The sequence below is a fragment of the Acetobacter vaccinii genome (assembly GCF_008365315.1).
Taxonomy (GTDB): domain Bacteria; phylum Pseudomonadota; class Alphaproteobacteria; order Acetobacterales; family Acetobacteraceae; genus Acetobacter; species Acetobacter vaccinii.
Map to the genome: position 1 here is coordinate 2,014,804 of NZ_CP043506.1, position 19,974 is coordinate 2,034,777.

The window sequence follows — 19,974 nt, forward strand, 5'->3', positions numbered from 1 at the left end:
CAGAGCCTATCTGTCGTATCCACCTGTACCATAGCTTGGGGTGAGAGTTCACCCCAAGCCTTGCCAAGAGGCGTTATTTCAGAAAGCCAACCAGCTTTTCAGCTTCAGAAACAATGGGTTCAGCAATAGCGCTGGCACGTTGTGCACCACTGCGGAGGGTTTGCAGCAGGTGGGTCTCATCTTGCAGCAGACGGGTGGTTTCCTGCCCTATGGGGGCAATGGCGTTGACCACAACCTCGGTCAACGCGGCTTTGAAGGGGCCAAAGCCCTGGCCCTGATGGGCTTCGAGCACCTGCTCCACTGTCATGTCTGCCAGGGCAGCGTAAATGGACACCAGGTTTCTGGCTTCCGGCCTGTCGGCCAGCCCGTCGGGATGGGCGGGCAGGGCATCGGCATCTGTTTTGGCACGGCGGATCTTGAGGCTGATGGTGTCAGCATCATCCGTCAGTTCAATACGGCTCTGCGCGGAGGGGTCAGACTTGGACATTTTCTTCGTGCCGTCCCGCAGACTCATGATCCGTGCTGCCGCAGGCGGGATCAGGGCTTCCACCTGCGGGAAAAAGTCCACCCCATAATCATGGTTGAACTTTTGGCCAACATCGTTGGTCAGTTCCAGGTGCTGCTTCTGGTCTTCACCAACAGGCACATGGGTGGCTTTGTAGGCCAGAATGTCCGCAGCCATCAGGTTGGGGTAAACATACAGGCCCGATGAGTGGTTTTCCCGGTCCTTACCTGCCTTGTCCTTGAACTGTGTCATACGGTTCAGCCAGCCAAGGCGTGTGACACAGTTGAAAATCCAGCCCAGGCGGGCATGGGCGGACACGGCAGACTGGTTGAACAGAACGTGCTTTTGCGCGTCAATCCCCGCCGCAAGCAGGATGGCAGCCTGTGTCAGCGTGTGCTTGCGCAGTTCATCCGGGTTTTGCCACACTGTAATGGCGTGCATGTCCACAAGGCAGAAAATGCACTCATAGTCAGCCTGCAGGCTGACCCAGTTGCGGATAGCCCCCAGATAGTTGCCAAGCTGGGGAACCCCGGAGGGCTGGATACCGGAAAAAATACGTTGCATGGAAAGGGTCGCTGTCTTCTGTATGAAACCAAAATTCAGGGAATGGGGTGTGCGCTATTCAGAGCTTCGCGCTCCGAGGCCACTTTGCCAGCCGATTTCCGCTCAGCACGGGCTGTCGCAATATCGGCGGCTGTCATGGGGCTGGCGACTTTTGGGTCACCGCGGGCAGAAAGCCAGTTGAGGATACTGGCCACCTCGGCATCCGTCAGGTAGCGGAAGGGCGGCATTTCGGCATTATAGGGTGCGCCGTTGGCCTTGATGGGGCCGCTGACACCATTCATCAGCACATCTGCAAGGTAACGGCGGCCTTCAGGCGTGCTGGCGATATGGTTGATACGGCCGACAAGCGGCGGTACGGAGCCTGGCATGCCATCGCCACCATGGTGGCAGATGCCGCAGTTGCTGCCATAAAGGCTTTTGCCACTTTTGGGGGAGCAGCCTGCCACCAGCAGAGCCAGGCAAAGGAGAGCCGCCCCACGCTGGGTGGTGCGGCGCAGAACCTGCCAACGCGCCTTTTCCACATCAGGGCGCGGAAAAGGGCGTCGGGGCAGGTCAGGGTGTTGCATGCGCGTGCTCGACACCCAGCAACTGGATACGGAAAATAAGCGGGCTGTCAGCCGGGATAACCCCCATGGACTTGTGGCCATAGCCCAGTTCAGCCGGGACATAGAGCATCCAGGTATCACCCACCCGCATCATGGGCAGGGCTTCCATCCAGCCTTTGATCAGGCCATCCAGCGGCATCTGCATATAGGCGCTGCCGCCGTGCTGGTCGGAACTGTCAAAAATGGAGCCATCGGGCAGGCGGCCTTCATAGATGATCATGAGCATATCGCCCTTCTGGGGCTGCTCACCATCTTTGGGGCCGGATTCCACAACCTTGTAAGCCAGTCCGTCAGGCAGGGTCTTCACCCCTGGCTCCGCCCGCAGCTTGGCCATCTGCTGGACCGGGGTCAGTTCATCTTCTGTGGTGTCCTTATGGGACCCGCAGGCTGCAACTGAGACAGCCATGCTGGCCACCAGCAGGCAGGGAAGAAAGCGACGGAACATGGTCTCACAACTCCTCAGGTAGGGGTGGCGGTAAGGTGGGCGCTTTACAGCGCGCCACCCTTGCGACCGATCTGCGCGCCCAGCCGCAGACGCAGGGCGTTGAGCTTGATAAAGCCCTGAGCGTCTTCCTGATTATATGCGCCTTCGTCATCTTCAAATGTGACAACGCGCGTATCGTACAGGCTGTTGGCGCTCTCACGGCCAACGCAGATCACATTGCCCTTGTACAGCTTCAGCCGCACACGCCCCGTTACGGACTGCTGGGAGGCATCAATCAGTGCCTGCAACATCCGGCGCTCGGGCGAGAACCACAGGCCGTTGTACAGGATGGAGGCGTAACGCGGCATCAGGCTGTCCTTGAGGTGCATGGCCTCACGGTCCAGAGTGATGGATTCAATGCTGCGATGGGCCGCCAGCAGGATGGTGCCGCCGGGTGTTTCGTAAATCCCGCGCGACTTCATGCCCACAAAACGGTTTTCCACCAAGTCCAGACGGCCAATACCGTTGGCCTTGCCCAGCTCGTTCAGACGGGTCAGCAGGGTCGCGGGGGAGAGCGCCTCACCATTGATGGCCACCGGGTCACCGCTGACAAAGTCAATGCTGATTTCCGTAGCCTTGTCCGGTGCAGCTTCGGGGGAAATGGTGCGCTGGAACACAATTTCCTCAGGCGGCAGGGCCGGGTCTTCAAGCATTTTGCCTTCGGAGGACGAGTGCAGCAGGTTGGCATCGACCGAGAAGGGCGCTTCACCGCGCTTGTCCTTGGCGATGGGGATCTGGTTTTCCTCAGCAAAGGACAGCAGGCGGGTGCGTGATGTCAGGTCCCATTCGCGCCAGGGGGCAATCACGGTAATGTCGGGCTTGAGGGCATAGTATGCCAGCTCAAAGCGCACCTGGTCATTGCCTTTGCCGGTGGCGCCATGGGCGACGGCATCGGCGCCGACGGCTTCGGCAATTTCAATCTGGCGCTGGGCAATTAGCGGCCGGGCAATGGATGTGCCCAGCAGATACTGGCCTTCATACAGCGTATTGGCGCGGAACATCGGGAAGACAAAGTCTTTCACGAAGGTTTCGCGCAGGTCCTCGACAAAGATTTCCTTGACGCCAAACAGTTCCGCCTTTTTGCGGGCGGGTTCCAGTTCTTCCCCCTGGCCCAGATCGGCCGTGAATGTCACGACCTCGCAGCCATAGGTTTTCTGGAGCCAGCGCAGGATAACGGAAGTGTCCAGCCCGCCGGAATAGGCGAGCACAACCTTCTTGACGTCTTTCTTGGCGGAAGTCGCGGCCATGCGGAAGATCTCCTGATCACGCTCAAAAAATGCTGGTTTCTCTCCTAACATCCCATGGCGCGCGGAGCCAGAGCGCAATCCACCCAAAGGGATGAATTGCCGGGCAAATTCAGTCTTGTGGGGCTGAGGCGCGTGTGCGCTCGCTGGCGGTTTTAAGCTGCCCGCAGGCTGCCAGAATGTCGCGCCCGCGCGGGGTGCGGATGGGGGAGGCAAAACCCGCGGCCATGACAATGTCGGCAAAGCGGTTCTGCTGTTCCCGCGTGGAGGGCTTGTAGGCGCTGCCGGGCCACGGGTTGAAGGGAATCAGGTTGACCTTTGCAGGAATACCCGAAATCAGCCGCACCAGTTCGCGCGCATCGGCCTCGCTGTCGTTGACCCCGCGCAGCATGATGTATTCAAACGTAATGCGGCGGGCGTTGCTGGCGGCTGGGTAACGGCGGCAGGCGGCCAGAACTTCCTCAATCGGGTATTTCCGGTTCAGGGGCACAATTTCATCACGCAGGTCGTTGCGCACGGCATGGAGAGAGACCGCAAGGTTGATCCCAAGCTCATCCCCACAGCGGTCCATCAGCGGCACAACACCAGAGGTGGACAGCGTGATCCGGCGGCGTGAAAGACCAATGCCTTCCCCGTCCATGATGATCTTCATGGCCTTGGCGATGTTTTCGTAATTATACAGCGGCTCGCCCATGCCCATCAGCACGATGGTGGACAGCAGGCGGGGCGTTTCCCCCTTGGGGCTGGGCCATTCAGCATAGGAATCGCGCGCGGCCATGAACTGGCCGACAATTTCCGCAGCACCCAGGTTGCGGACAAGCTTTTGCGTGCCTGTATGGCAGAAGGTGCAGGACAGTGTGCACCCGACCTGGGAGGAAATGCAGACAGCGCCCCTGTCTTCCCGCCTGTCCGGGATGTAGACGGTCTCTGCCTCCTGCCCGTCACGGAAGCGGAAGAGGAACTTCCGGGTCTCATCATTGGAGGTCTGGACTGCTGAAGCCTCAGGCCGCCCGATAATAAAGCGTTCGGCCAGTTTTTCCTGCAAGGGGCGGGCAATGCTGCTCATGCGGGAAAAATCGGTTACGCCCTGATGGTAGATCCAGTGCCAGAGCTGCTTGGTGCGGAAAGGCTTTTCCCCGATTTCCAGCAGAATATCCGTAATTTCTTCCCGCGTCAGGCCAACAAGGTCCCGCCGTCCATCGGGCAGAACAGCAGAAGGCGGGCTGAAAAGCGCTGCTTTGGCCAGAATACGCTCTCTTTCCTCGGCGTTCAGCGCTGCAACAGCAGGGGCATCGGCGGGAGAGACAGGCGGTAAAGATACGGAAGACGACATGACAGACTGCACTATGACGGGGAGGAGGAGCGTGTCTATAACAACAAAAGAGGCTGGCAGATACCAGCCTCTTGTTTCTCGTTCCTCTTTTTAACCCGACTGTGCCCCGTTAAGGGGTGGCTGGGTGGTCTTTCAGGGCCGTGCGCAGCCAAGGCTGCATATGCACCTTGGCGATGTCGATATTGTCCAGAATCATGCCAATGGTCTGGGCGGAATACGCATCAGGTTTGGTATCGGGGGAAATGGGGAAGGCCGGGCGCGCAATGTCGAGTGTCATGGCCGGGCCTGTCTCAGCCGGTGTTTCGACTGTGGCGGTTACCGGAGTGTACCCGTCGGAGCTGATATCGGCCACAACATGCAGGGTTTCACTGGCGGGGTGCTGGCCAAAATACAGATAGGCATAGGTGGCAGCTGCGGACAGCACATCTTTCAGTGTTAGCCTGTAGGGGTTTTCGGCGCCTGCCTTGCGGGCGTGCAGCACGGCGGGGTCTGCCTGAATGGTCAGGGTGCTGGTCTGGACATTGTCCTGAAGCACCAGCCCTTCCTGCGTATAGTTACGCAGAAGGGAAAGATTGCCTGCCTGCACGGGGGCGGTGGCAGACGTTGTCAGGGCGGTGGAATGTCCCACTGGCGCGGCCTGTGCAATGCCGGTCGCGCCGGTCATACAGGCGATACTGAGCAGGGCAGCAAGTTTGCGCATAGTGGTGTTGCCTCCTTGATGGCGGACTAAGCCATTCGTTTCGTCTCACATAAGTGTGACAAAAAAAATGGCCGTCTGCCATGTGAAAAACGGGCATCGACCTGAAATTAAAATTTAACATTGTAGCGGGACGGCAGGCATGTCCGGCACGGCTGTGACGCACTCTGTAGTATGGCTGGAGGGCAGGGTGCCCTCGCTTACCACTCTGGTGAACAGCCCCTCAGACAGAAAAATGCAGGTGCCTGATCGGGTTGGCTAAAATCTGATTTCAGGTCTCAGCCGTCATCGGAGTGCGCCGTGCTGCAATCAGGAATTCCCTGTTACCTTCCGGCCCGGTAATGGGACTGGCCTCGATGCCCAGTACCTGCCAGCCGGGCAGGGCGCTCCACCATTCATGGATGGTGGCACATACGCTTTCATGCACGGCTGGATCGCGCACGACTCCTTTGGCACCAATCTGAGCCCGACCGGCTTCAAACTGAGGTTTTATCAGTGCCACCGCCCAGGCATCGTCCGCCGCCAGAGCCAGGGCCGCAGGCAGAACGGTTTTCAGACTGATAAAGCTGGCATCGCAGACAATAATATCCGGTGCTGTGGGAATAAGGGATGCATCCAGATAGCGGGCATTGCACTTTTCCAGCACGGTTACGCGCGGGTCTGAGCGCAATTTCCATGCCAGTTGCCCGTGCCCGACATCCACGGCGTAAACAGAGCGCGCCCCATTGGTCAGCAGGACATCGGTAAAGCCGCCAGTGGAAGCCCCAACGTCCAAGCCAACCCTATCCTGGGCAGACAGGCCAAAGTATTCCAGCGCATGGGCCAGTTTGCAGCCACCTCTGGAAACCCAAGGGTGATCCTGCCCCCGCAACTCCAGCGGAGCCTCTTCTGCCAACTGGTCGCCTGCTTTGGCAATGCGTTTTTCGCCTGAAAACACAAGCCCTGCCATAATCAGGGCCTGTGCTTTGCTGCGGCTTTCTACAAGACCACGATCAACCAGCATCTGGTCCGCGCGCTGTCGGGCCATCTGTTAGCCTAACTGCCCCGCGACATTGACCCCCAGGGCATTGAGAGCGGTTGCGACGATATGGCTGGCGGAGAGCCCTGCCTCGTCATACTGGGCGTTCTGCGTATTGTGGTCGATGAACCTGTCGGGCAGGGTCATGGGGCGGAAGCGCACGCTGTCCAGCAGGCCCGTGCGGGCCAGATGGTGGCAGACGAGGGAGCTGAAGCCGCCTTCGGAGCCTTCCTCGATGGTAATCAGCACCGCATGGTTGCGGGCCAGATTTTCGATCAGGGCCGTGTCCAGCGGCTTGGCAAAGCGGGCGTCAGCCACGGTGGGCGGCAGACCCTGTGCGGTCAGCATGTCCGCAGCCTTCAGGCATTCAGCCAGCCTCGGGCCGAGCGACAGAATGGCAATGCCGCCTTTTTCAGCCCCGCTCTGGGCACGCATCTCGCGGATGATCCGCCCACGCCCGATCTCCAGCACCTGCCCCTGGGCAGGCAGGTCCAGACCAAGCCCGTTGCCACGTGGGTAACGCAGGGCAATCGGCCCGTCATCAAACTCGACGGCGGTGGCTGTCATGTGCAGCAGTTCCACCTCGTCCGACGGTGCCATGATGGTCATGCCCGGCAGGCAGCCCAGATACGCAATGTCGAACGACCCGGCATGCGTGGCCCCATCGGCCCCGACCAGACCGGCGCGGTCAATGCCAAAGCGTACCGGCAGGTTTTGGAGCACCACATCGTGCATCACCTGGTCATAGGCGCGCTGGAGGAAGGTGGAGTAAATGGCGCAGAACGGCCGTAGCCCTTCGGAGGCCATGCCTGCGGCAAAGGTGACGGCGTGCTGCTCGGCAATGCCGACATCGAAAAAGCGGTCGGGGTAGGACTTGGCAAAGGCATCCAGCCCGGTGCCCGAGGGCATGGCGGCTGTAATGGCGGTAATGCGGTCATCCGTTGCGGCCCGGCGCACGAGCTCGCGCGAGAAGACGGAGGTATAGCTGGGCGGACCAGCGGGGCCTTTTGTCTGCTCACCCGTGACGATGTTGAACTTGGCCACCGCGTGATACTTGTCACCCGCCGTTTCCGCCGGGCGGTAGCCATGGCCTTTTTCGGTAATGACATGCAGCAGGATCGGGCCGTTGTCCGTGTCACGCAGGTTGCGCAGGATGGACACAAGCTGGGGCAGGTCGTGGCCATCCACGGGGCCGACGTAGTAAAAGCCCAGCTCTTCAAACAGGGTGCCGCCCGTAATCATGCCACGGGCGTATTCGTCCGCCTTGCGGGCGGTGCGCTCGACCGGGGCAGGCAGCTTTTTAACCAGGCGGCCCGCCAGATCGCGCAGGCCCATGAACTGGCGCGAGGACATTAGCCGCGACAGGTATTTGGACATGGCGCCCACAGGGGGGGCGATGGACATTTCGTTGTCGTTGAGGATGACAATCAGCCGTTCGGCCCCGGGGCCGGCCACGGCGGCGTTGTTCATGGCCTCATAGGCCATCCCGGCGGAGATGGAGCCATCCCCGATCACGGCGATGACATTGCGTTCCTTGTAGGACGGGTCTTCCTCGGCGCGCAGATGGTGGGCCACAGCCATGCCCAGCCCGGCGGAAATGGAGGTGGAGGAATGGGCCGCGCCAAAGGGGTCGTAGGGGCTTTCCGAGCGGCGGGTAAAGCCTGACAGCCCGCCTGGCTGGCGCAGGGTGCGGATACGGTCGCGGCGGCCGGTCAGGATCTTGTGCGGATAGGCCTGATGGCCCACGTCCCAGATCAGCCGGTCATCGGGGGTGTCAAACACCGCGTGCAGCGCTACGGTCAGTTCAATCACGCCCAGAGAGGCCCCAAGGTGCCCGCCCGTGGTCGAAACCGCATCAATCGTCTCGGCCCGCAGTTCATCCGCAACCTGCTTCAACTGCTCAACAGACAGGTTCCGTAGGCCAACAGGCTCGCTCACCCGGTCCAGAACAGGAAAACGCCCATACGTCGGAACTGTGGACGGCGCGTTATGGTCGGCCATGGTTCAGTTCCTCCGTTCGATCACGTAGCAGGCCAGATCGCGCAGGCGGTCGGCGCGGGCACCAAAGGGTGCCAGATCGGCAATGGCTTCTTCAGTCAGGCGGGCAGCTTCGGCGCGGGCGCCATCAATACCTAGCAGGGCGACAAAGGTGGACTTGCCGGAGGCTTCATCCTTGCCTGCAGTCTTGCCCAGTTCCTCGGCGGTGGCTGTGGTGTCCAGAATGTCATCAGCAATCTGGAATGCCGCGCCAATGCGGGTGCCGTAGGAGCGCAGGCGCTGGCGCAGATCAGGGCTGGCCTGCCCCAGAATAGCACCGGCTTCAGCGGAATAGCGGATCAGGCAGCCGGTCTTGAGGGCATGCAGGTGGCGCACTTCCTCCAAAGGCAGGGCGCGGCCTTCACCATCCATGTCAATCATCTGGCCGCCGACCATGCCTGCGGCACCCGAGGCCTCGGCAAATGCGCTGATCAGGTCGATCCGCACATCGGCGCTGGCGTGGGTCGCACTTGCGGCCAGGATTTCAAACGCCTTGGTCTGTAGGGCATCGCCAGCCAGAATGGCTGTGGCCTCATCAAACTTGCGATGGGTGGACGGCTGGCCACGGCGCATGTCGTCATCATCCATGGCGGGCAGGTCATCATGCACGAGGGAGTAGGCGTGCAGCATTTCCACCGCAGCGGCCACGCGTGCGGCCTGCGCCTGCGGGATGTCGAACAGCCCTGCCGTGGTCACGGCCAGATAGCCGCGCAGGCGCTTGCCACCACCCAGCGTGGCGTAGCGCATGGCTTCCAGCAGGCGGGCGTCGCCCCCGGTCGTGGGGGGCAGCAGGGTGTCGATCGTGGTTTCGATCACACAGGCCCGATCGCTGATATCCTGACGGAGCAGGGCACCATTTTGGGTCAGGCGGGTCAGGGGGGAGAGTGTCGGGTCAGTCATTGACGTCTTGGTCCATAGGTTTCATGTCCAACGACCCGTCGGACCGTTGCACGATCGCCTGCACGCGGGCTTCTGCCTCGCTCAGTCTGGCTTCACAGTGCTGCCGCAGCGCCGCGCCGCGTTCATAGGCCGCGATGGCGTCTTCCAGTTTCATCTGGCCACCTTCGAGGCCGCGCACAATCTTCTCCAGTTCGGAGAGCGCATCCTCAAAAGACAGTTTGGTGATGTTGTCCGGCATGACGCTGGCGTTCCTATCCATCGTGAAGGGGATGCCAATACCCCGAGAGAGCGGTGTCTGCCAAGTGCTGCATCTGGCGTGGGGGAGGGAAATTCAGTCTGCCTGCCCTGTGCTGGCGTCGGCCCGGCGTTTGATGGTGAAGGCGAACACCCCGGCCTGGTCCGTGCAGGCCACAAGGGCGTGGCCTGTCTCGCGGCAGAAGACCTGGAAATCGGAGACGGAGGCTTTGTCTGTTGCCAGTACACGCAAGCGTGTGCCGGGTTCCATGCTCCGCAGCAGGCGGTTGGCTTTGAGCACGGGCAGCGGGCAGGTCAGGCCACGTGCATCCAGAACGGTTTCACTCATCGGGGCTCCTCGGACAACGCGAAGCGGGAACGGGTGAGGGCAGTGATAGCCCAAACCCGCCTGCTTGCCAAAGGCCGCCCGGACGGGTCAGGTGCCCTCAGCCCAGGCGCTGAGGGCGAAAGCCGGTTGCAACCACATAGAGCTCGGCTGAATCCTTGCGGCTTGCGGGGGGTTTGGCATGACGGACCTGTGCGAAGGCCTGCTTGAGAACATCCAGCATGGCTTTTTCAGCACCGCCCTGAAACACCTTGGCAATAAAGCCGCCGCCATCGGCCAGAATTTCACACGCGAAATGCAGGGCTTCCTCCGCCAGACCGATAATGCGGATATGGTCGGTAGGGGCATGGCCTGTGGTGTTGGGGGCCATGTCGGATACAACAAGGTCGGCCTTGCCGCCAAGCATGGAGGTCAGGCGTTCGGCCATGCCGGGGGTGGTGAAGTCCCCTTCAATAATATCCGCGCCGGAAACGGGCTCCACGGGCAAAAGATCAACACCGACAACATGCTGTGCCCCGCGTTTGACCAGAACCTGCGTCCAGCCCCCCGGTGCGGCCCCAAGGTCCACCACTTTCATACCGGGTTTGATCAGGTGGAAGCGGTCATCCAGTTCAATCAGCTTGAATGCCGCGCGGGACCGCCAGCCCTGCTTGTGGGCGGCCTGCACGTAAGGGTCGTTGAGCTGGCGTGCCAGCCAGCGCTGCTGTGCGGTTGTCCGCCCGCGCGCGGTGCGGAGCGAGACTGTCTGGGCGCGTATTTTCTGGGGTGCGTCCGAATCGTCCTGCCCATGCTGGGCACCAGGCGTGACGCTGCTTTTGCGCGCACGACCGGGCACCCGGAGTGTGGAGGAAGTAGATCGGGAGGAGCGTTTCTTGCCGTCGCTCATAAACCTGTAGCCTGCATGGGGGGGGTGGAAAAATGCCGCCGGGCCGCAGTTGGTCTGTAAGACCTGCGGACGGGGGCGTTGCTGCGGATCATGCGCGAAATCATGCCGTCCCGTAACCCCCTGTCGGCCACGATCACGTCTTCAACCGGCCATACGTCATGAATGGCCTCAAAAATAGCACAGCCGGGCAACACAAACGGAGCGCGATCCGGCCCGATGCAGGGGTGCTGCTCAATGCCGGAAAGCCCCATCTGACGGAGCTTGCGTACAGCCAGACGCGCACTGGCGGCGGGCAGCAGGGTGCCATCCACGGCTGTGCGGGCATAGCGGGGGAGGTTGAGGATCAGGCTGGCCAGTGTGGTTACTGTACCACTGGTGCCGATCATGCGTGTCTGTTTGCGCCGGATTTCCGAGCCAATCCGGTGTACATTTTCAAAATCCTGCAAAAAGGAGCGGGTATAGTCCACCATGTCCCGGTAGGCGGTGTCTGTCAGGGCCGAGACAGGGCCAAACTGCTCCCACAGCGTGATCACGCCAATCGGCAGGCTGAGGTAGCCGATCAGGGATTCCGTCTGGCGGTTGGCTTCCGTGCGGACCCAGGCGATTTCGGTTGAGCCGCCACCGATATCAAACAGAAGAGCCCGGTTGCGTGGCTGGCCAAAGCGCCTGTCGTGCAGCAGGGCGGAGCAGCTTTCTACCGCCAGTGATGCTTCTTCCCGACCGGAAATAATGTCGATGGCAACACCGGTCTCATTCTGCACCTGTCGCAAAAAGGCGCGCCCGTTCGTGGCCCGGCGGCAGGCCTCGGTCGCAATGGCGCGAATTTCACGTATGGGCCTGCGACCCAGGCGCTCGGCGCAGGAGTGCAGGGCGGACATGGTCCGGTCCATGGCCGCGGCACTGAGGACACCTGTATGATGTAGCCCTTCACCCAGCCGGACCATGCGGCTGTAGCTGTCAACCACACGAAAGCCGTCCGATGTCTGGGCGGCAATCATCAGGCGGCAGTTGTTGGTGCCCAGGTCCAGAGCGGCAAAAAATGCATCATCATCCCCACCAGAAGGGGAGGAAAAGCGGAGCCTGCCCGGTAGGCCGGGCCAGGGGGAAGCATGGTCCATCTGTCCGGTCCTTGGAATGAGGGTTGATACTGTCTGTCTATACTGAGTGTGCATCCCCTTGGGGACAAGACAAATATGTCATGAGTGTAAAATTCTTTCGAAAGGGGGTTGCAGCCTGTGGGCGGGAGTGATAGTTAACCGCCACCGGCACGGAACAAGGCTGAAACGCTTTGTAAAGTGAAGCCATGCTGGGGGATAGTTTAGCGGTAGAACTACCGGCTCTGACCCGGTCAGCCCTGGTTCGAATCCAGGTCCCCCAGCCAAAATTTCCTTCAAAATATCTTATCCTACCGCAAAGCCTCACAGATATCATCTGTTTGGGCTGGTATGAGCATTTGCGGTGCCGCCTGTTTTACTCAGCGGGCCAGTGTAGGCATTGTATTGCGCTACACCGTTACCCCTGCTGGCTTCTGTCAGGCGGTTTGCGGGCTGCTTTGCCCTAAAATGATCCGGTTACCGGCAACATGACGGAAGGCCCGGTCGCGGCATGTCAGCAGGATAACCTGCATGCGGGTTGCGGCTTCGGTGATAATATCCGTCATCAGGTCCAGACGGGTATCGTCGGAATAGACCAGCGGATCATCAAGGATCAGGGATACGGGCTTGCCCTGTTCTTGCAGCATGTCGGCAAAGGCAATCCTTGTCAGCAGGGCCAATTGCTCCTGTGTGCCGCGCGACAGGCTTGTGCAGACCTCATCCGACCCTGCACGCGTGATTTTTTCAAGCGCTAGATCTTCCGAAAAACCCAGATCGCAGCCGGGTAGCAGTCGCCCGATGTAGGGCTGCATGCGCCGGGCAACGGGGCCGACAAATTTGGCCGAGGTTTCGTTGCGGGCCGTCTCCAGTGTGTCGCGCAGTAGCTTCAGCATGTCTGCTTCCGCCGTGACCTGGTTCAGCTTGATCTGGGCTGTCTGGGCTTCCTCCCGTGCGGTGGCGGCGCGCTCGGCAAGTCCTTGTCCGCCTTCGGTTTCAATAATGCCTTCCAGGCGGGCTATGTCGGTTTCAAGCCGGGTGCGGGCTTCGGCTGCACTTTTGGCGCGGGCCTCAATGGCTTCTATCCTGCGAGTAATGGCGGCCGTATCGTGGGTGGCCGCGTTGCGGGTGGCCTGCTCCAGCGTGACAGCGGCCTGAGTGATATCATGGCGTAGGCGGCGCAGGGTTTCGGTCAGTTCAGGCCATTCGGGGCGGGCCTCAATACTCTCCACCGTCTGAGTGGCATGTTTGACGTCGCTTGTGGTAGCGGCCTCGGCACTGGCCAGAGGGAGGGCGTCGTCATCAGCCCGCCGCAGGGCTTCGAGCGCGCTGGCGAGTGTTCCTTCTGCGCGGGCATAGGCGGTCTCGGCCTCGTCGCGGGCTGTGGTCAGGGCTGGGATGTTGGGTTGGGTGTCTGGCGTGCTGTTCCATGTTGCATCCAGTTCACGCACGAACAGTTTGAGCGCCTCTGGCCCGGCAGCAAGGCTGATGCGTTCATCAGCAGGGGTGGCTGCGGTGATCTGCACCGCCAGCATACGGAGTGTGGTGCTGGCATCGTGCGCGGCCTCATTGCGCGCACGGGCAGCGGCGCTGTCGGGAACCCCCAGATCGTCCAATGCCTGTTGGCGCTTGGTCCGGGCGGCTGCCAGTTCGGTCTGGGCATGGGTGGCTGTGGCGGGTGGGCTTATCAGAATTTCCGCCTGACCAAGGCGCACCCATGTGGGGTGGGTCAGTGTCAGTTCCCCAGGTTGTGCAGGGGCACCATCGATGGTGATGTCGGTCGTCGTGCCGGAAAGTGTTATGCGGGTCTCCCCGGCCTTGGCGATGGCTTGGGCTTCGGCCACTGCACGCTCAAGGCCTTCAAGTGCAGCAAGCTGTGTGGCCGGGATTGCGGTGCGGGCCTGTGCTTGGGCTGTGTGCAGGGCGCGCTCAAGGTCAACAAGAGTATCGTGCCGGGTGCATGCGGCCTGAATGGCAGTGCGGCGCTGGTTGTGGCGGGTGAGTTCCTCCCCCATGCGCAGAGCTGTCTGGGCGGCCTGACGTGCGGTGCGGGCTTGCTCGCAGGCGGTGCGTGCGGTCTGGGCTTTCTGGTTGGCGGTGGCGCGGGCCTCTGCCACAAGCGCGTGGCGGGCGCGGGTCTCGGCCAGTCTGGCGTTGGCGTTGGTCTGTGCTGTTACGGCAGCAGTGTGGCGCTGTTGCAGGTCTTCCAGCGTGCTGAGTCTGGCGTGGAGCGTGTCCAGCTCGGCCTTGCGGGTGGTAAGGATCTGCGCTGCGGCGCGGGCGGTTTCCAGCTCGGTGAGCAGGTCCTTGCGGGTCTGGCTGTCTGTTGTATCTGCCATTTCGCGCTGGAGAACCTTGAGCTGGGTGCGTGTGGTTTCCAGCGCCGTAAAGCTGTGTTCCAGTTGGGTCAGGCGCTCTTCGGCTTTTTGGGCAGCCGTTTGTGTGGCTTCCGCATGGGCCAGCGCCTCGGTCTGGCGGCCGCGTTTTTGGCCGGTCGGGGTCCAGTAAAGGTCGTATTGGGTGTCGATCCGTTTTCTGACCTTCTGGTAGGACTCTCCGCCCATAATTGCGCCGACCTCGGCTTCCAGCATGGAGGTAATGCTGTCGCGCACAATCTGCCCCGGTGCGCTGACGGCAAGGGCTTCGGTCTGGGCCACCCAGAGCAGCCCTAGCGCGCCGTGGGTTGCGGTGTCTCCATTGCGGCTTGTGTCGCGGACAGAGCCTAGCAGGGTATTCAACTGCACTTCGGCCTCTTCGCCCTGGGTGCGGCCTTGTGGCCCTGTCAGTTCAATGGCTTTGCTTTTGAGGAACTGCTTTCTCAGCGACCAAGCAACATGGTTGAGTTCAAAGTCGGCTGAGACTTCCGGCCCTATGGCCTCCCCATGTGGGACATACGATTTAACCAGTTGGGTGCTGGCATTGTAGCGGACAAAAAAGGCCGCTCGCAGCGCATCCAGCACGGTGGATTTTCCGGTTTCATTGGGTTCAATAATAATATTGAGACCATTGGTCAGGCCATCAACAACCAGCGGTGTGCGGAACTTCCGAAACCCGTTGACTGAAAAGCGCCGGATGACAAAGCTCATACCGTGTCCTCGCGGTTGTATTCTATAAACAGGCGCTCCAGCGCGCGTTTGGCGGTCGCGGCGTCCTGCCCACCTTGGGCAATGCGTGCCTCCAGACTGGTAGCCGCGGCACCCAGAACGCCTTCCATGGCCAGTGCGGCCATGTCGTCCGGGCTGGGGCGGCCGACCAGATCATCCGCCCGGACATCGAGGTAGCGCAGCCTGTGGTCGATATCGTTTTCCAACCGTCCCAGGATGGCAATACGGTCGCTCATGCTGGCAATGCCCGCGAGCGAGAGTTGCAGCAATGTCGTGGACGGGTCGGTCTGGGCCAGAAACTGGTCACATTCAATAGTAAAGGCGGGCAGGTCATTGGTCAGCCAGTCCCGTACAAGCCAGGTAAAGCGGCCTGTGCGGAGGGGGGTGACAGTGGGTTCCTGCCCGGGTTGTATGTCCACCATAAGAACATGGCCCGTCTCGGCACTGTGAAAGCGGTCGGTTTCTGGTGTGCCGGAATACCAGGTGCGGCTGTTGACCCGCAGGGCACCGTGCCAGTCGCCCAGGGCCAGATAGTCAAGGTTGGCACGTTGGGCGCGGTCTGGGGCAATCTGGTTCTGGCTTTCCATTTGCGAGCCAAAGTCCCGGATGGACCCATGGGCCAGACCGATCCGCAGTGTGGCACCGGGTGTTTGCATCTGCTCAAAGGCGTGGGTTGGGTCGTTCAGAGTGTGCCGGTGGATGAGTGGGGCCGGTAAAATCCACACGCCGGGCTCTATTTCCACTGGTGCTGCATCGGTCAGAACACGCACACCTGCGCCAGCGCGACTGCGTACGCGGTCCCACAAACCGCCATTGCGGGCAAAGTCATGGTTACCCGGCAGTAGCCACCAGCGGCAGGCGTGGCGGTTCATGCGTGAGAGGGCTTGCACAATGGTGCGGTCTTCCGGGCCTTCGGTATCAAAAACATCCCCGGCGACCAGAACATGCTGCACACCGGCCTGCGCGGCGGCGGCCCCTATGGTGTCGATGGCATCAAAACGGGCTTCGGTCAGCGCGGCTCTGACTGTGGGGGCAAAGCGGGCAAAGGGTTTGCCAAGCTGCCAGTCGGCCGAGTGGATGATCTTCATGGCCCCATCTAGCCACAGTTTGGCAGGTGTGGCCAGTTGGGGCGCTATGGGCAGCTACCCCTTTGGAATAACCGTAAAATCAGCCCGGCAGTGTCAAATAACCGGATGTTTTCAAGCCGGAGGGTTTTTCGGTCCGCTCGTGGGGGTTGCGGGCGCAATGGCCTCGGGCTGCGGTGGTTTTTTTGTAAAATAATGCTCGATCAGCCAGGGAATACCCACAATCGTATAGTCGAGGATCTGCTGGATGCTGGTCATCATCATCAGGGTTGCAGCCAGTGCCGCCTGTGACACAGACAGCATCTGCGCGGCACTGATGCCAACCCACAGGAACACCATGTCCTTGGTGGGCAGGAAGGGGATTCTGGTAATGACCAGCCGCAGGGTCACAAGGTCGTAGCACAGGACAAGGCTGGATAAGGTGTGGGAGTAGTACAGCACCAGCCCTTCCAGCACGAAGGTCAGGGCACTGCGCAGCAGATGCAGCAGGAAAACAATGGAAACCTGCTGCCGGGAAAGCTGGGTCGCCAGTTTGTTACCACCGATCAGCAGCAGGGCAGGCAGCACGGGCAGGAAGATCAGCAGGATGGCCCACCAGTGCAGGTGCCCCAGCAGCGCGTGGGTCATATCCGGGTGGGTGGAAAACAGCAGGAGAGCAGCCCCCAGCACAACCACAAAGCCCGCAGCCCCGGACAGCAGGGCGGAGTCCTTGATGGCGTGGAAAAGCTGGGTTTTGGTCAGTTCCCTCTGTCGGGTCATCCACATATAGAAGTAGGATTCCCCGGAATATTCGATGAAAGTCGCGTTCAGGACGCGCTTGCGCAGGAATACCATCAGGGGCGCTGTATGCCGGTGGCCCAGAAGGAAGGAGAATATCCGCTTTTCCGTCATGGGCAGGAGCAGGAACAGCGGAATTTGCAGGATATAGAACATCGGGCTGCGTGGCAGCGCATGCACAAGGTTTTGCAGGCCAATCTGCTTGAGTTTGAGGGCGATGGCGCCGATCAGCAGCAGGGGAAAGCCAATGCGGAAAATTTTTATGACAATCCCATACAATTTTTGAACAGGCTGGGGGGTCCTGAACATGGCAACCTTTCTTGTGGAGACGCAGCACCAACTGGTAGAGGGCTAGGGGAGCCTGAGGGTGAAGGCGGGTCGCACATGCGGCTCGCGGTGATGGGCGGGAATAAGCCATGCCCGCCTGATGAAGCCAAGGCCATAAAAAGCCGGAGGTTAATTTAATTTGAACTCCGAGAGGGAAGTGGTATACGACGCATGACATCAAACAATAGCAGCCTAATATGTGTTCTGCTTTGCATGAATACGAGGTCTTCTGCTTGATGGAATGTAGCAAAAATAAGATATGCGCCTTATTTTTGACTTGGCCCTCTGCATATATTTCTGAAAACAACTGTAAGATAGCAAGAGTCTCATGCAGGTAATGGAATACGATACTCTGTCGGCCGATGCTCGCCTTATTGATCCTGCTCTGGACGATGTGGGTGACTTCACCTTTCCTGCTGTCAACGCGCCACCGCGCAGGCCCATGCGTGTTGCCCTTGTCGCCAGCTCCTACAACTACATCCGCGACGGGGTGGCGCTGACCCTCAACCGCCTTGTGGCGTATCTGGAAAAAGCTGGCGTAGAAGTGCGGGTTTTCTCACCCGTTAAAAAGAAGCCTGCCTTCCAGCATAACGGCATTGTTGTGCCGGTTCCCTCCATACCCATTCCGGGCCGGTCGGATTATCGTCTGGCGTTTGGCCTGCCGTATGAGGAACTCCGGGCTTTTCAGCCCGATATCATGCATGTTGCTCTGGCTCCGGACTGGCTGGGTTTTTCCGCCCTGCGGGCCGCGCGCAAGCTGGGTATCCCGCTCGTGGCGTCCTACCACACGTGTTACGAAACCTATCTCGAACACTATGGCGTGGCCGCTATCTTCAAAAAACTTATGACAAAGTATCTCAATTATTATTACGCTTCATGTCGGGAAGTGTACGTGCCGACACAGGCCATGATTGATACGTTCCGGCGCGACGGCATGCGTGATAACTTTGTGCTGTGGCAGCGTGGGGTGGATATTGACCGCTTTAACCCCAAAAAACGCTCGCAGGAATGGCGGCAGTCCCTGGGGATCGGGCCGCAGGAAAAGGTGGTGCTGTTTGTCTCCCGCCTTGTGCGTGAAAAACAGGTCGCCACATTGGCCTCCACCTTTGCGCTGCTGCGCCAGCAGGGTGTTGCTTTCCGCAGTGTGATCGTGGGTGATGGCCCCGAACGGCAGATGCTGGAGCAGTCCTGCCCCGACACTATTTTTACCGGCACCTTGCAGGGTGATGCTCTGGCGCAGGCCTATGCCTCGGGCGATGTGTTCATGTTCCCCAGCGATACGGAAAGCTTTGGCAATGTCACGCTGGAAGCCATGGCGTCGGGCCTGCCGTGTGTCTGTGCGGATGCAACGGGCAGCAGCTCCCTTGTGGTGGATGGCGTAACGGGCTTTCTGGCCAAGCCGCGGAATACCGAAAGCTTTACCGGGTATGTGCGCCAGTTGCTGGAAGATCAGACACTGCGGCAGACCATGGGCCTTGCGGCACGGCAGCGTAGCCTTGCGTTTTCATGGGAAGTGCCCATGGCAACCGTGCTGAAGCATTACAGGGCGCTTGTAGGTGGGCAGTACGTTTGAAAATCGCTGATATTTCAGAATTTTATGCTCCAAAAGGTGGGGGCGTTAAAACCTATGTGGAGGCCAAGTTCCGGGCGGCGGAAAGGATGGGGCATACCCTCGTCCTGATCGCTCCCGGTGCGGAAGACCGGGTCGAACCCCGGCCCGGTGGGCGTATTGTGTGGGTGCGTAGCCCTGTTCTGCCGCCAGACCCCAAATACCGCATGTTCTGGAAAGCCGCGCCCGTATGGGCCGTGCTGGACCGGGAGCAGCCTGATATTGTGGAAGGGTCATCTCCCTGGCGTGGGGGTTGGCTGGCTGGCAAATGGTCAGGTCGCGCGCCGCGTGTCCTGTTCATGCATGCTGACCCTGTAGCCGTTTACCCGCAGACATTCCTTGGCGGTTTCCTGCCCGAAGCGCGGATAGACAGGCTGTTTGGATGGTTCTGGTCGTATCTGCGACGGCTTGATGCCTCTTTTGACCGGTGTGTGGTGGCTGGGCAATGGCTGGCAGACCGTTTTGCCCGCCACGGCCTCCGCAAGCTGGAAGTTGTGCCGTTTGGGGTCGAGGCGGCAGACTTCAGCCCCGCCCTGCGTGATGACACCGTGCGGGCAGACATGCTGCGGGCCTGTGGGCTGGATAGCAGTGCTGCGTTGCTGGTTGTTGTGGGGCGGCACCACCCTGAAAAGCGGGTGCCGTTGCTGATGCGTGCTGTTGCCCGTGCCCAGCAGACCCGCCCCGTGGGCCTGTATGTGATTGGCGATGGGCTGATGCACGATCAGATCCGCAAGCAGGCGTCCGGGCTTGCGCATATTCATGTAGCCGGGGCGGAAACAAACAGGCACAAGTTGGCGCAAATGCTCGCCAGTGCTGATGCGCTGCTGCATGGCTCCACGGCTGAGACATTCGGCTTTGTGGTCGCAGAGGCATTGTGCTCCGGCACACCCCTGATTGTGCCAGCAGCCGGTGGCGCGGGAGATCTGGCCCGCCCGGCCTATGCCGAAACCTATAGGCCCGGTGATGTTGAAGACGCAGCCCGCGCGATTGAGCGCCTGTTGTCACGCGACCGGGCGGAAATGTCGGCCAAGGCGCGGACAGCAGGGCTGGAGCTGGGGGGGATGGACCGGCATTTCGCGCAGTTGTTTGCGCTATATGCCCGTATCATCGCAGAAGGCAGAGCCTGAG

Annotated in this window: 18 protein-coding genes and 1 tRNA gene; 3 read left to right on the forward strand and 16 right to left on the reverse strand. The window is 60.5% G+C overall.

What is annotated here, in order from left to right; all coding sequences use genetic code 11:
* Positions 1 to 73: 73 nt before the first annotated feature.
* The 13 genes from trpS to FLP30_RS09190 all read right to left on the reverse strand — a co-directional run bounded on the left by trpS (position 74) and on the right by FLP30_RS09190 (position 11,971).
* Positions 74 to 1,069 carry a tryptophan--tRNA ligase gene (gene trpS, locus FLP30_RS09130; RefSeq protein WP_149279551.1) on the reverse strand — a complete coding sequence of 332 codons (996 nt, stop codon included), beginning with the start codon at positions 1,067 to 1,069 and terminating at the stop codon, positions 74 to 76.
* A gap of 35 nt (positions 1,070 to 1,104) precedes the next feature.
* Positions 1,105 to 1,635 carry a c-type cytochrome gene (locus FLP30_RS09135; RefSeq protein WP_149279552.1) on the reverse strand — a complete coding sequence of 177 codons (531 nt, stop codon included), beginning with the start codon at positions 1,633 to 1,635 and terminating at the stop codon, positions 1,105 to 1,107.
* On the reverse strand, positions 1,622 to 2,119 hold the full coding sequence (locus FLP30_RS09140; protein WP_149279553.1) for an FKBP-type peptidyl-prolyl cis-trans isomerase: 498 nt from the start codon (positions 2,117 to 2,119) through the stop codon (positions 1,622 to 1,624). Before FLP30_RS09140 ends, FLP30_RS09135 begins: the two co-directional genes overlap by 14 nt.
* Before the next feature lie 44 nt (positions 2,120 to 2,163).
* On the reverse strand, positions 2,164 to 3,405 hold the full coding sequence (locus FLP30_RS09145; RefSeq protein WP_149279554.1) for an argininosuccinate synthase: 1,242 nt from the start codon (positions 3,403 to 3,405) through the stop codon (positions 2,164 to 2,166).
* A gap of 109 nt (positions 3,406 to 3,514) precedes the next feature.
* Positions 3,515 to 4,735 carry a 23S rRNA (adenine(2503)-C(2))-methyltransferase RlmN gene (gene rlmN / locus FLP30_RS09150; protein WP_149279555.1) on the reverse strand — a complete coding sequence of 407 codons (1,221 nt, stop codon included), beginning with the start codon at positions 4,733 to 4,735 and terminating at the stop codon, positions 3,515 to 3,517.
* Positions 4,736 to 4,844: 109 nt separating this feature from the next.
* Positions 4,845 to 5,435 (reverse strand): hypothetical protein, encoded by a 591-nt coding sequence (locus FLP30_RS09155; protein ID WP_149279556.1) that lies wholly within the window; start codon positions 5,433 to 5,435, stop codon positions 4,845 to 4,847.
* 268 nt (positions 5,436 to 5,703) lie between these two features.
* Complete coding sequence (locus tag FLP30_RS09160; protein WP_149279557.1) at positions 5,704 to 6,459, reverse strand: TlyA family RNA methyltransferase; 756 nt, start codon at positions 6,457 to 6,459, stop codon at positions 5,704 to 5,706.
* A 3-nt stretch (positions 6,460 to 6,462) separates the two neighbouring features.
* Complete coding sequence (gene dxs / locus FLP30_RS09165) at positions 6,463 to 8,451, reverse strand: 1-deoxy-D-xylulose-5-phosphate synthase (RefSeq protein ID WP_149279558.1); 1,989 nt, start codon at positions 8,449 to 8,451, stop codon at positions 6,463 to 6,465.
* A gap of 3 nt (positions 8,452 to 8,454) precedes the next feature.
* Complete coding sequence (locus FLP30_RS09170; protein WP_149279559.1) at positions 8,455 to 9,387, reverse strand: polyprenyl synthetase family protein; 933 nt, start codon at positions 9,385 to 9,387, stop codon at positions 8,455 to 8,457.
* Positions 9,380 to 9,625 carry an exodeoxyribonuclease VII small subunit gene (locus FLP30_RS09175; protein ID WP_149279560.1) on the reverse strand — a complete coding sequence of 82 codons (246 nt, stop codon included), beginning with the start codon at positions 9,623 to 9,625 and terminating at the stop codon, positions 9,380 to 9,382. Before FLP30_RS09175 ends, FLP30_RS09170 begins: the two co-directional genes overlap by 8 nt.
* A gap of 93 nt (positions 9,626 to 9,718) precedes the next feature.
* On the reverse strand, positions 9,719 to 9,970 hold the full coding sequence (locus FLP30_RS09180) for a sulfurtransferase TusA family protein (protein WP_149279561.1): 252 nt from the start codon (positions 9,968 to 9,970) through the stop codon (positions 9,719 to 9,721).
* 97 nt (positions 9,971 to 10,067) lie between these two features.
* A complete protein-coding gene (locus FLP30_RS09185) occupies positions 10,068 to 10,853 on the reverse strand; it encodes an RlmE family RNA methyltransferase (protein WP_149279562.1) in 786 nt (261 codons plus the stop codon).
* Complete coding sequence (locus FLP30_RS09190; protein ID WP_246856484.1) at positions 10,850 to 11,971, reverse strand: Ppx/GppA phosphatase family protein; 1,122 nt, start codon at positions 11,969 to 11,971, stop codon at positions 10,850 to 10,852. The genes FLP30_RS09185 and FLP30_RS09190 overlap by 4 nt, the downstream gene beginning before the upstream one ends.
* Positions 11,972 to 12,160: 189 nt before the next feature.
* Here FLP30_RS09190 and FLP30_RS09195 point away from each other — a divergent pair.
* Positions 12,161 to 12,234, forward strand: a tRNA-Gln gene (locus FLP30_RS09195).
* 150 nt (positions 12,235 to 12,384) lie between these two features.
* Here the strand turns inward: FLP30_RS09195 and FLP30_RS09200 are convergent.
* The 3 genes from FLP30_RS09200 to FLP30_RS09210 form a co-directional block, all read right to left on the reverse strand.
* Positions 12,385 to 15,030 carry an AAA family ATPase gene (locus tag FLP30_RS09200; RefSeq protein WP_149279564.1) on the reverse strand — a complete coding sequence of 882 codons (2,646 nt, stop codon included), beginning with the start codon at positions 15,028 to 15,030 and terminating at the stop codon, positions 12,385 to 12,387.
* On the reverse strand, positions 15,027 to 16,136 hold the full coding sequence (locus FLP30_RS09205; RefSeq protein WP_149279565.1) for a metallophosphoesterase family protein: 1,110 nt from the start codon (positions 16,134 to 16,136) through the stop codon (positions 15,027 to 15,029). The genes FLP30_RS09200 and FLP30_RS09205 overlap by 4 nt, the downstream gene beginning before the upstream one ends.
* 111 nt (positions 16,137 to 16,247) lie before the next feature.
* Complete coding sequence (locus FLP30_RS09210) at positions 16,248 to 17,219, reverse strand: hypothetical protein (protein ID WP_149279566.1); 972 nt, start codon at positions 17,217 to 17,219, stop codon at positions 16,248 to 16,250.
* A 346-nt stretch (positions 17,220 to 17,565) separates the two neighbouring features.
* On the opposite strand from FLP30_RS09210, the gene FLP30_RS09215 reads away from it, so the two are divergent.
* Together FLP30_RS09215 and FLP30_RS09220 are read left to right on the forward strand one after the other, a co-directional pair.
* Positions 17,566 to 18,810: a glycosyltransferase family 4 protein gene (locus FLP30_RS09215; RefSeq protein ID WP_210419265.1), complete on the forward strand. Its 1,245-nt coding sequence runs from the start codon at positions 17,566 to 17,568 to the stop codon at positions 18,808 to 18,810.
* Positions 18,807 to 19,973 (forward strand): glycosyltransferase, encoded by a 1,167-nt coding sequence (locus FLP30_RS09220; RefSeq protein WP_149279567.1) that lies wholly within the window; start codon positions 18,807 to 18,809, stop codon positions 19,971 to 19,973. Before FLP30_RS09215 ends, FLP30_RS09220 begins: the two co-directional genes overlap by 4 nt.
* Position 19,974: the final 1 nt, after the last annotated feature.

Bases quoted from the DNA above. Each gene is read 5' to 3' on its own strand.
- trpS (WP_149279551.1), bottom strand. From the start codon at position 1,069: ATGCAACGTATTTTTTCCGGTATCCAGCCCTCCGGGGTTCCCCAGCTT.
- FLP30_RS09135 (WP_149279552.1), bottom strand. From the start codon at position 1,635: ATGCAACACCCTGACCTGCCCCGACGCCCTTTTCCGCGCCCTGATGTG.
- FLP30_RS09140 (WP_149279553.1), bottom strand. From the start codon at position 2,119: ATGTTCCGTCGCTTTCTTCCCTGCCTGCTGGTGGCCAGCATGGCTGTC.
- FLP30_RS09145 (WP_149279554.1), bottom strand. From the start codon at position 3,405: ATGGCCGCGACTTCCGCCAAGAAAGACGTCAAGAAGGTTGTGCTCGCC.
- rlmN (WP_149279555.1), bottom strand. From the start codon at position 4,735: ATGTCGTCTTCCGTATCTTTACCGCCTGTCTCTCCCGCCGATGCCCCT.
- FLP30_RS09155 (WP_149279556.1), bottom strand. From the start codon at position 5,435: ATGCGCAAACTTGCTGCCCTGCTCAGTATCGCCTGTATGACCGGCGCG.
- FLP30_RS09160 (WP_149279557.1), bottom strand. From the start codon at position 6,459: ATGGCCCGACAGCGCGCGGACCAGATGCTGGTTGATCGTGGTCTTGTA.
- dxs (WP_149279558.1), bottom strand. From the start codon at position 8,451: ATGGCCGACCATAACGCGCCGTCCACAGTTCCGACGTATGGGCGTTTT.
- FLP30_RS09170 (WP_149279559.1), bottom strand. From the start codon at position 9,387: ATGACTGACCCGACACTCTCCCCCCTGACCCGCCTGACCCAAAATGGT.
- FLP30_RS09175 (WP_149279560.1), bottom strand. From the start codon at position 9,625: ATGCCGGACAACATCACCAAACTGTCTTTTGAGGATGCGCTCTCCGAA.
- FLP30_RS09180 (WP_149279561.1), bottom strand. From the start codon at position 9,970: ATGAGTGAAACCGTTCTGGATGCACGTGGCCTGACCTGCCCGCTGCCC.
- FLP30_RS09185 (WP_149279562.1), bottom strand. From the start codon at position 10,853: ATGAGCGACGGCAAGAAACGCTCCTCCCGATCTACTTCCTCCACACTC.
- FLP30_RS09190 (WP_246856484.1), bottom strand. From the start codon at position 11,971: ATGGACCATGCTTCCCCCTGGCCCGGCCTACCGGGCAGGCTCCGCTTT.
- FLP30_RS09200 (WP_149279564.1), bottom strand. From the start codon at position 15,030: ATGAGCTTTGTCATCCGGCGCTTTTCAGTCAACGGGTTTCGGAAGTTC.
- FLP30_RS09205 (WP_149279565.1), bottom strand. From the start codon at position 16,136: ATGAAGATCATCCACTCGGCCGACTGGCAGCTTGGCAAACCCTTTGCC.
- FLP30_RS09210 (WP_149279566.1), bottom strand. From the start codon at position 17,219: ATGTTCAGGACCCCCCAGCCTGTTCAAAAATTGTATGGGATTGTCATA.
- FLP30_RS09215 (WP_210419265.1), top strand. From the start codon at position 17,566: ATGCAGGTAATGGAATACGATACTCTGTCGGCCGATGCTCGCCTTATT.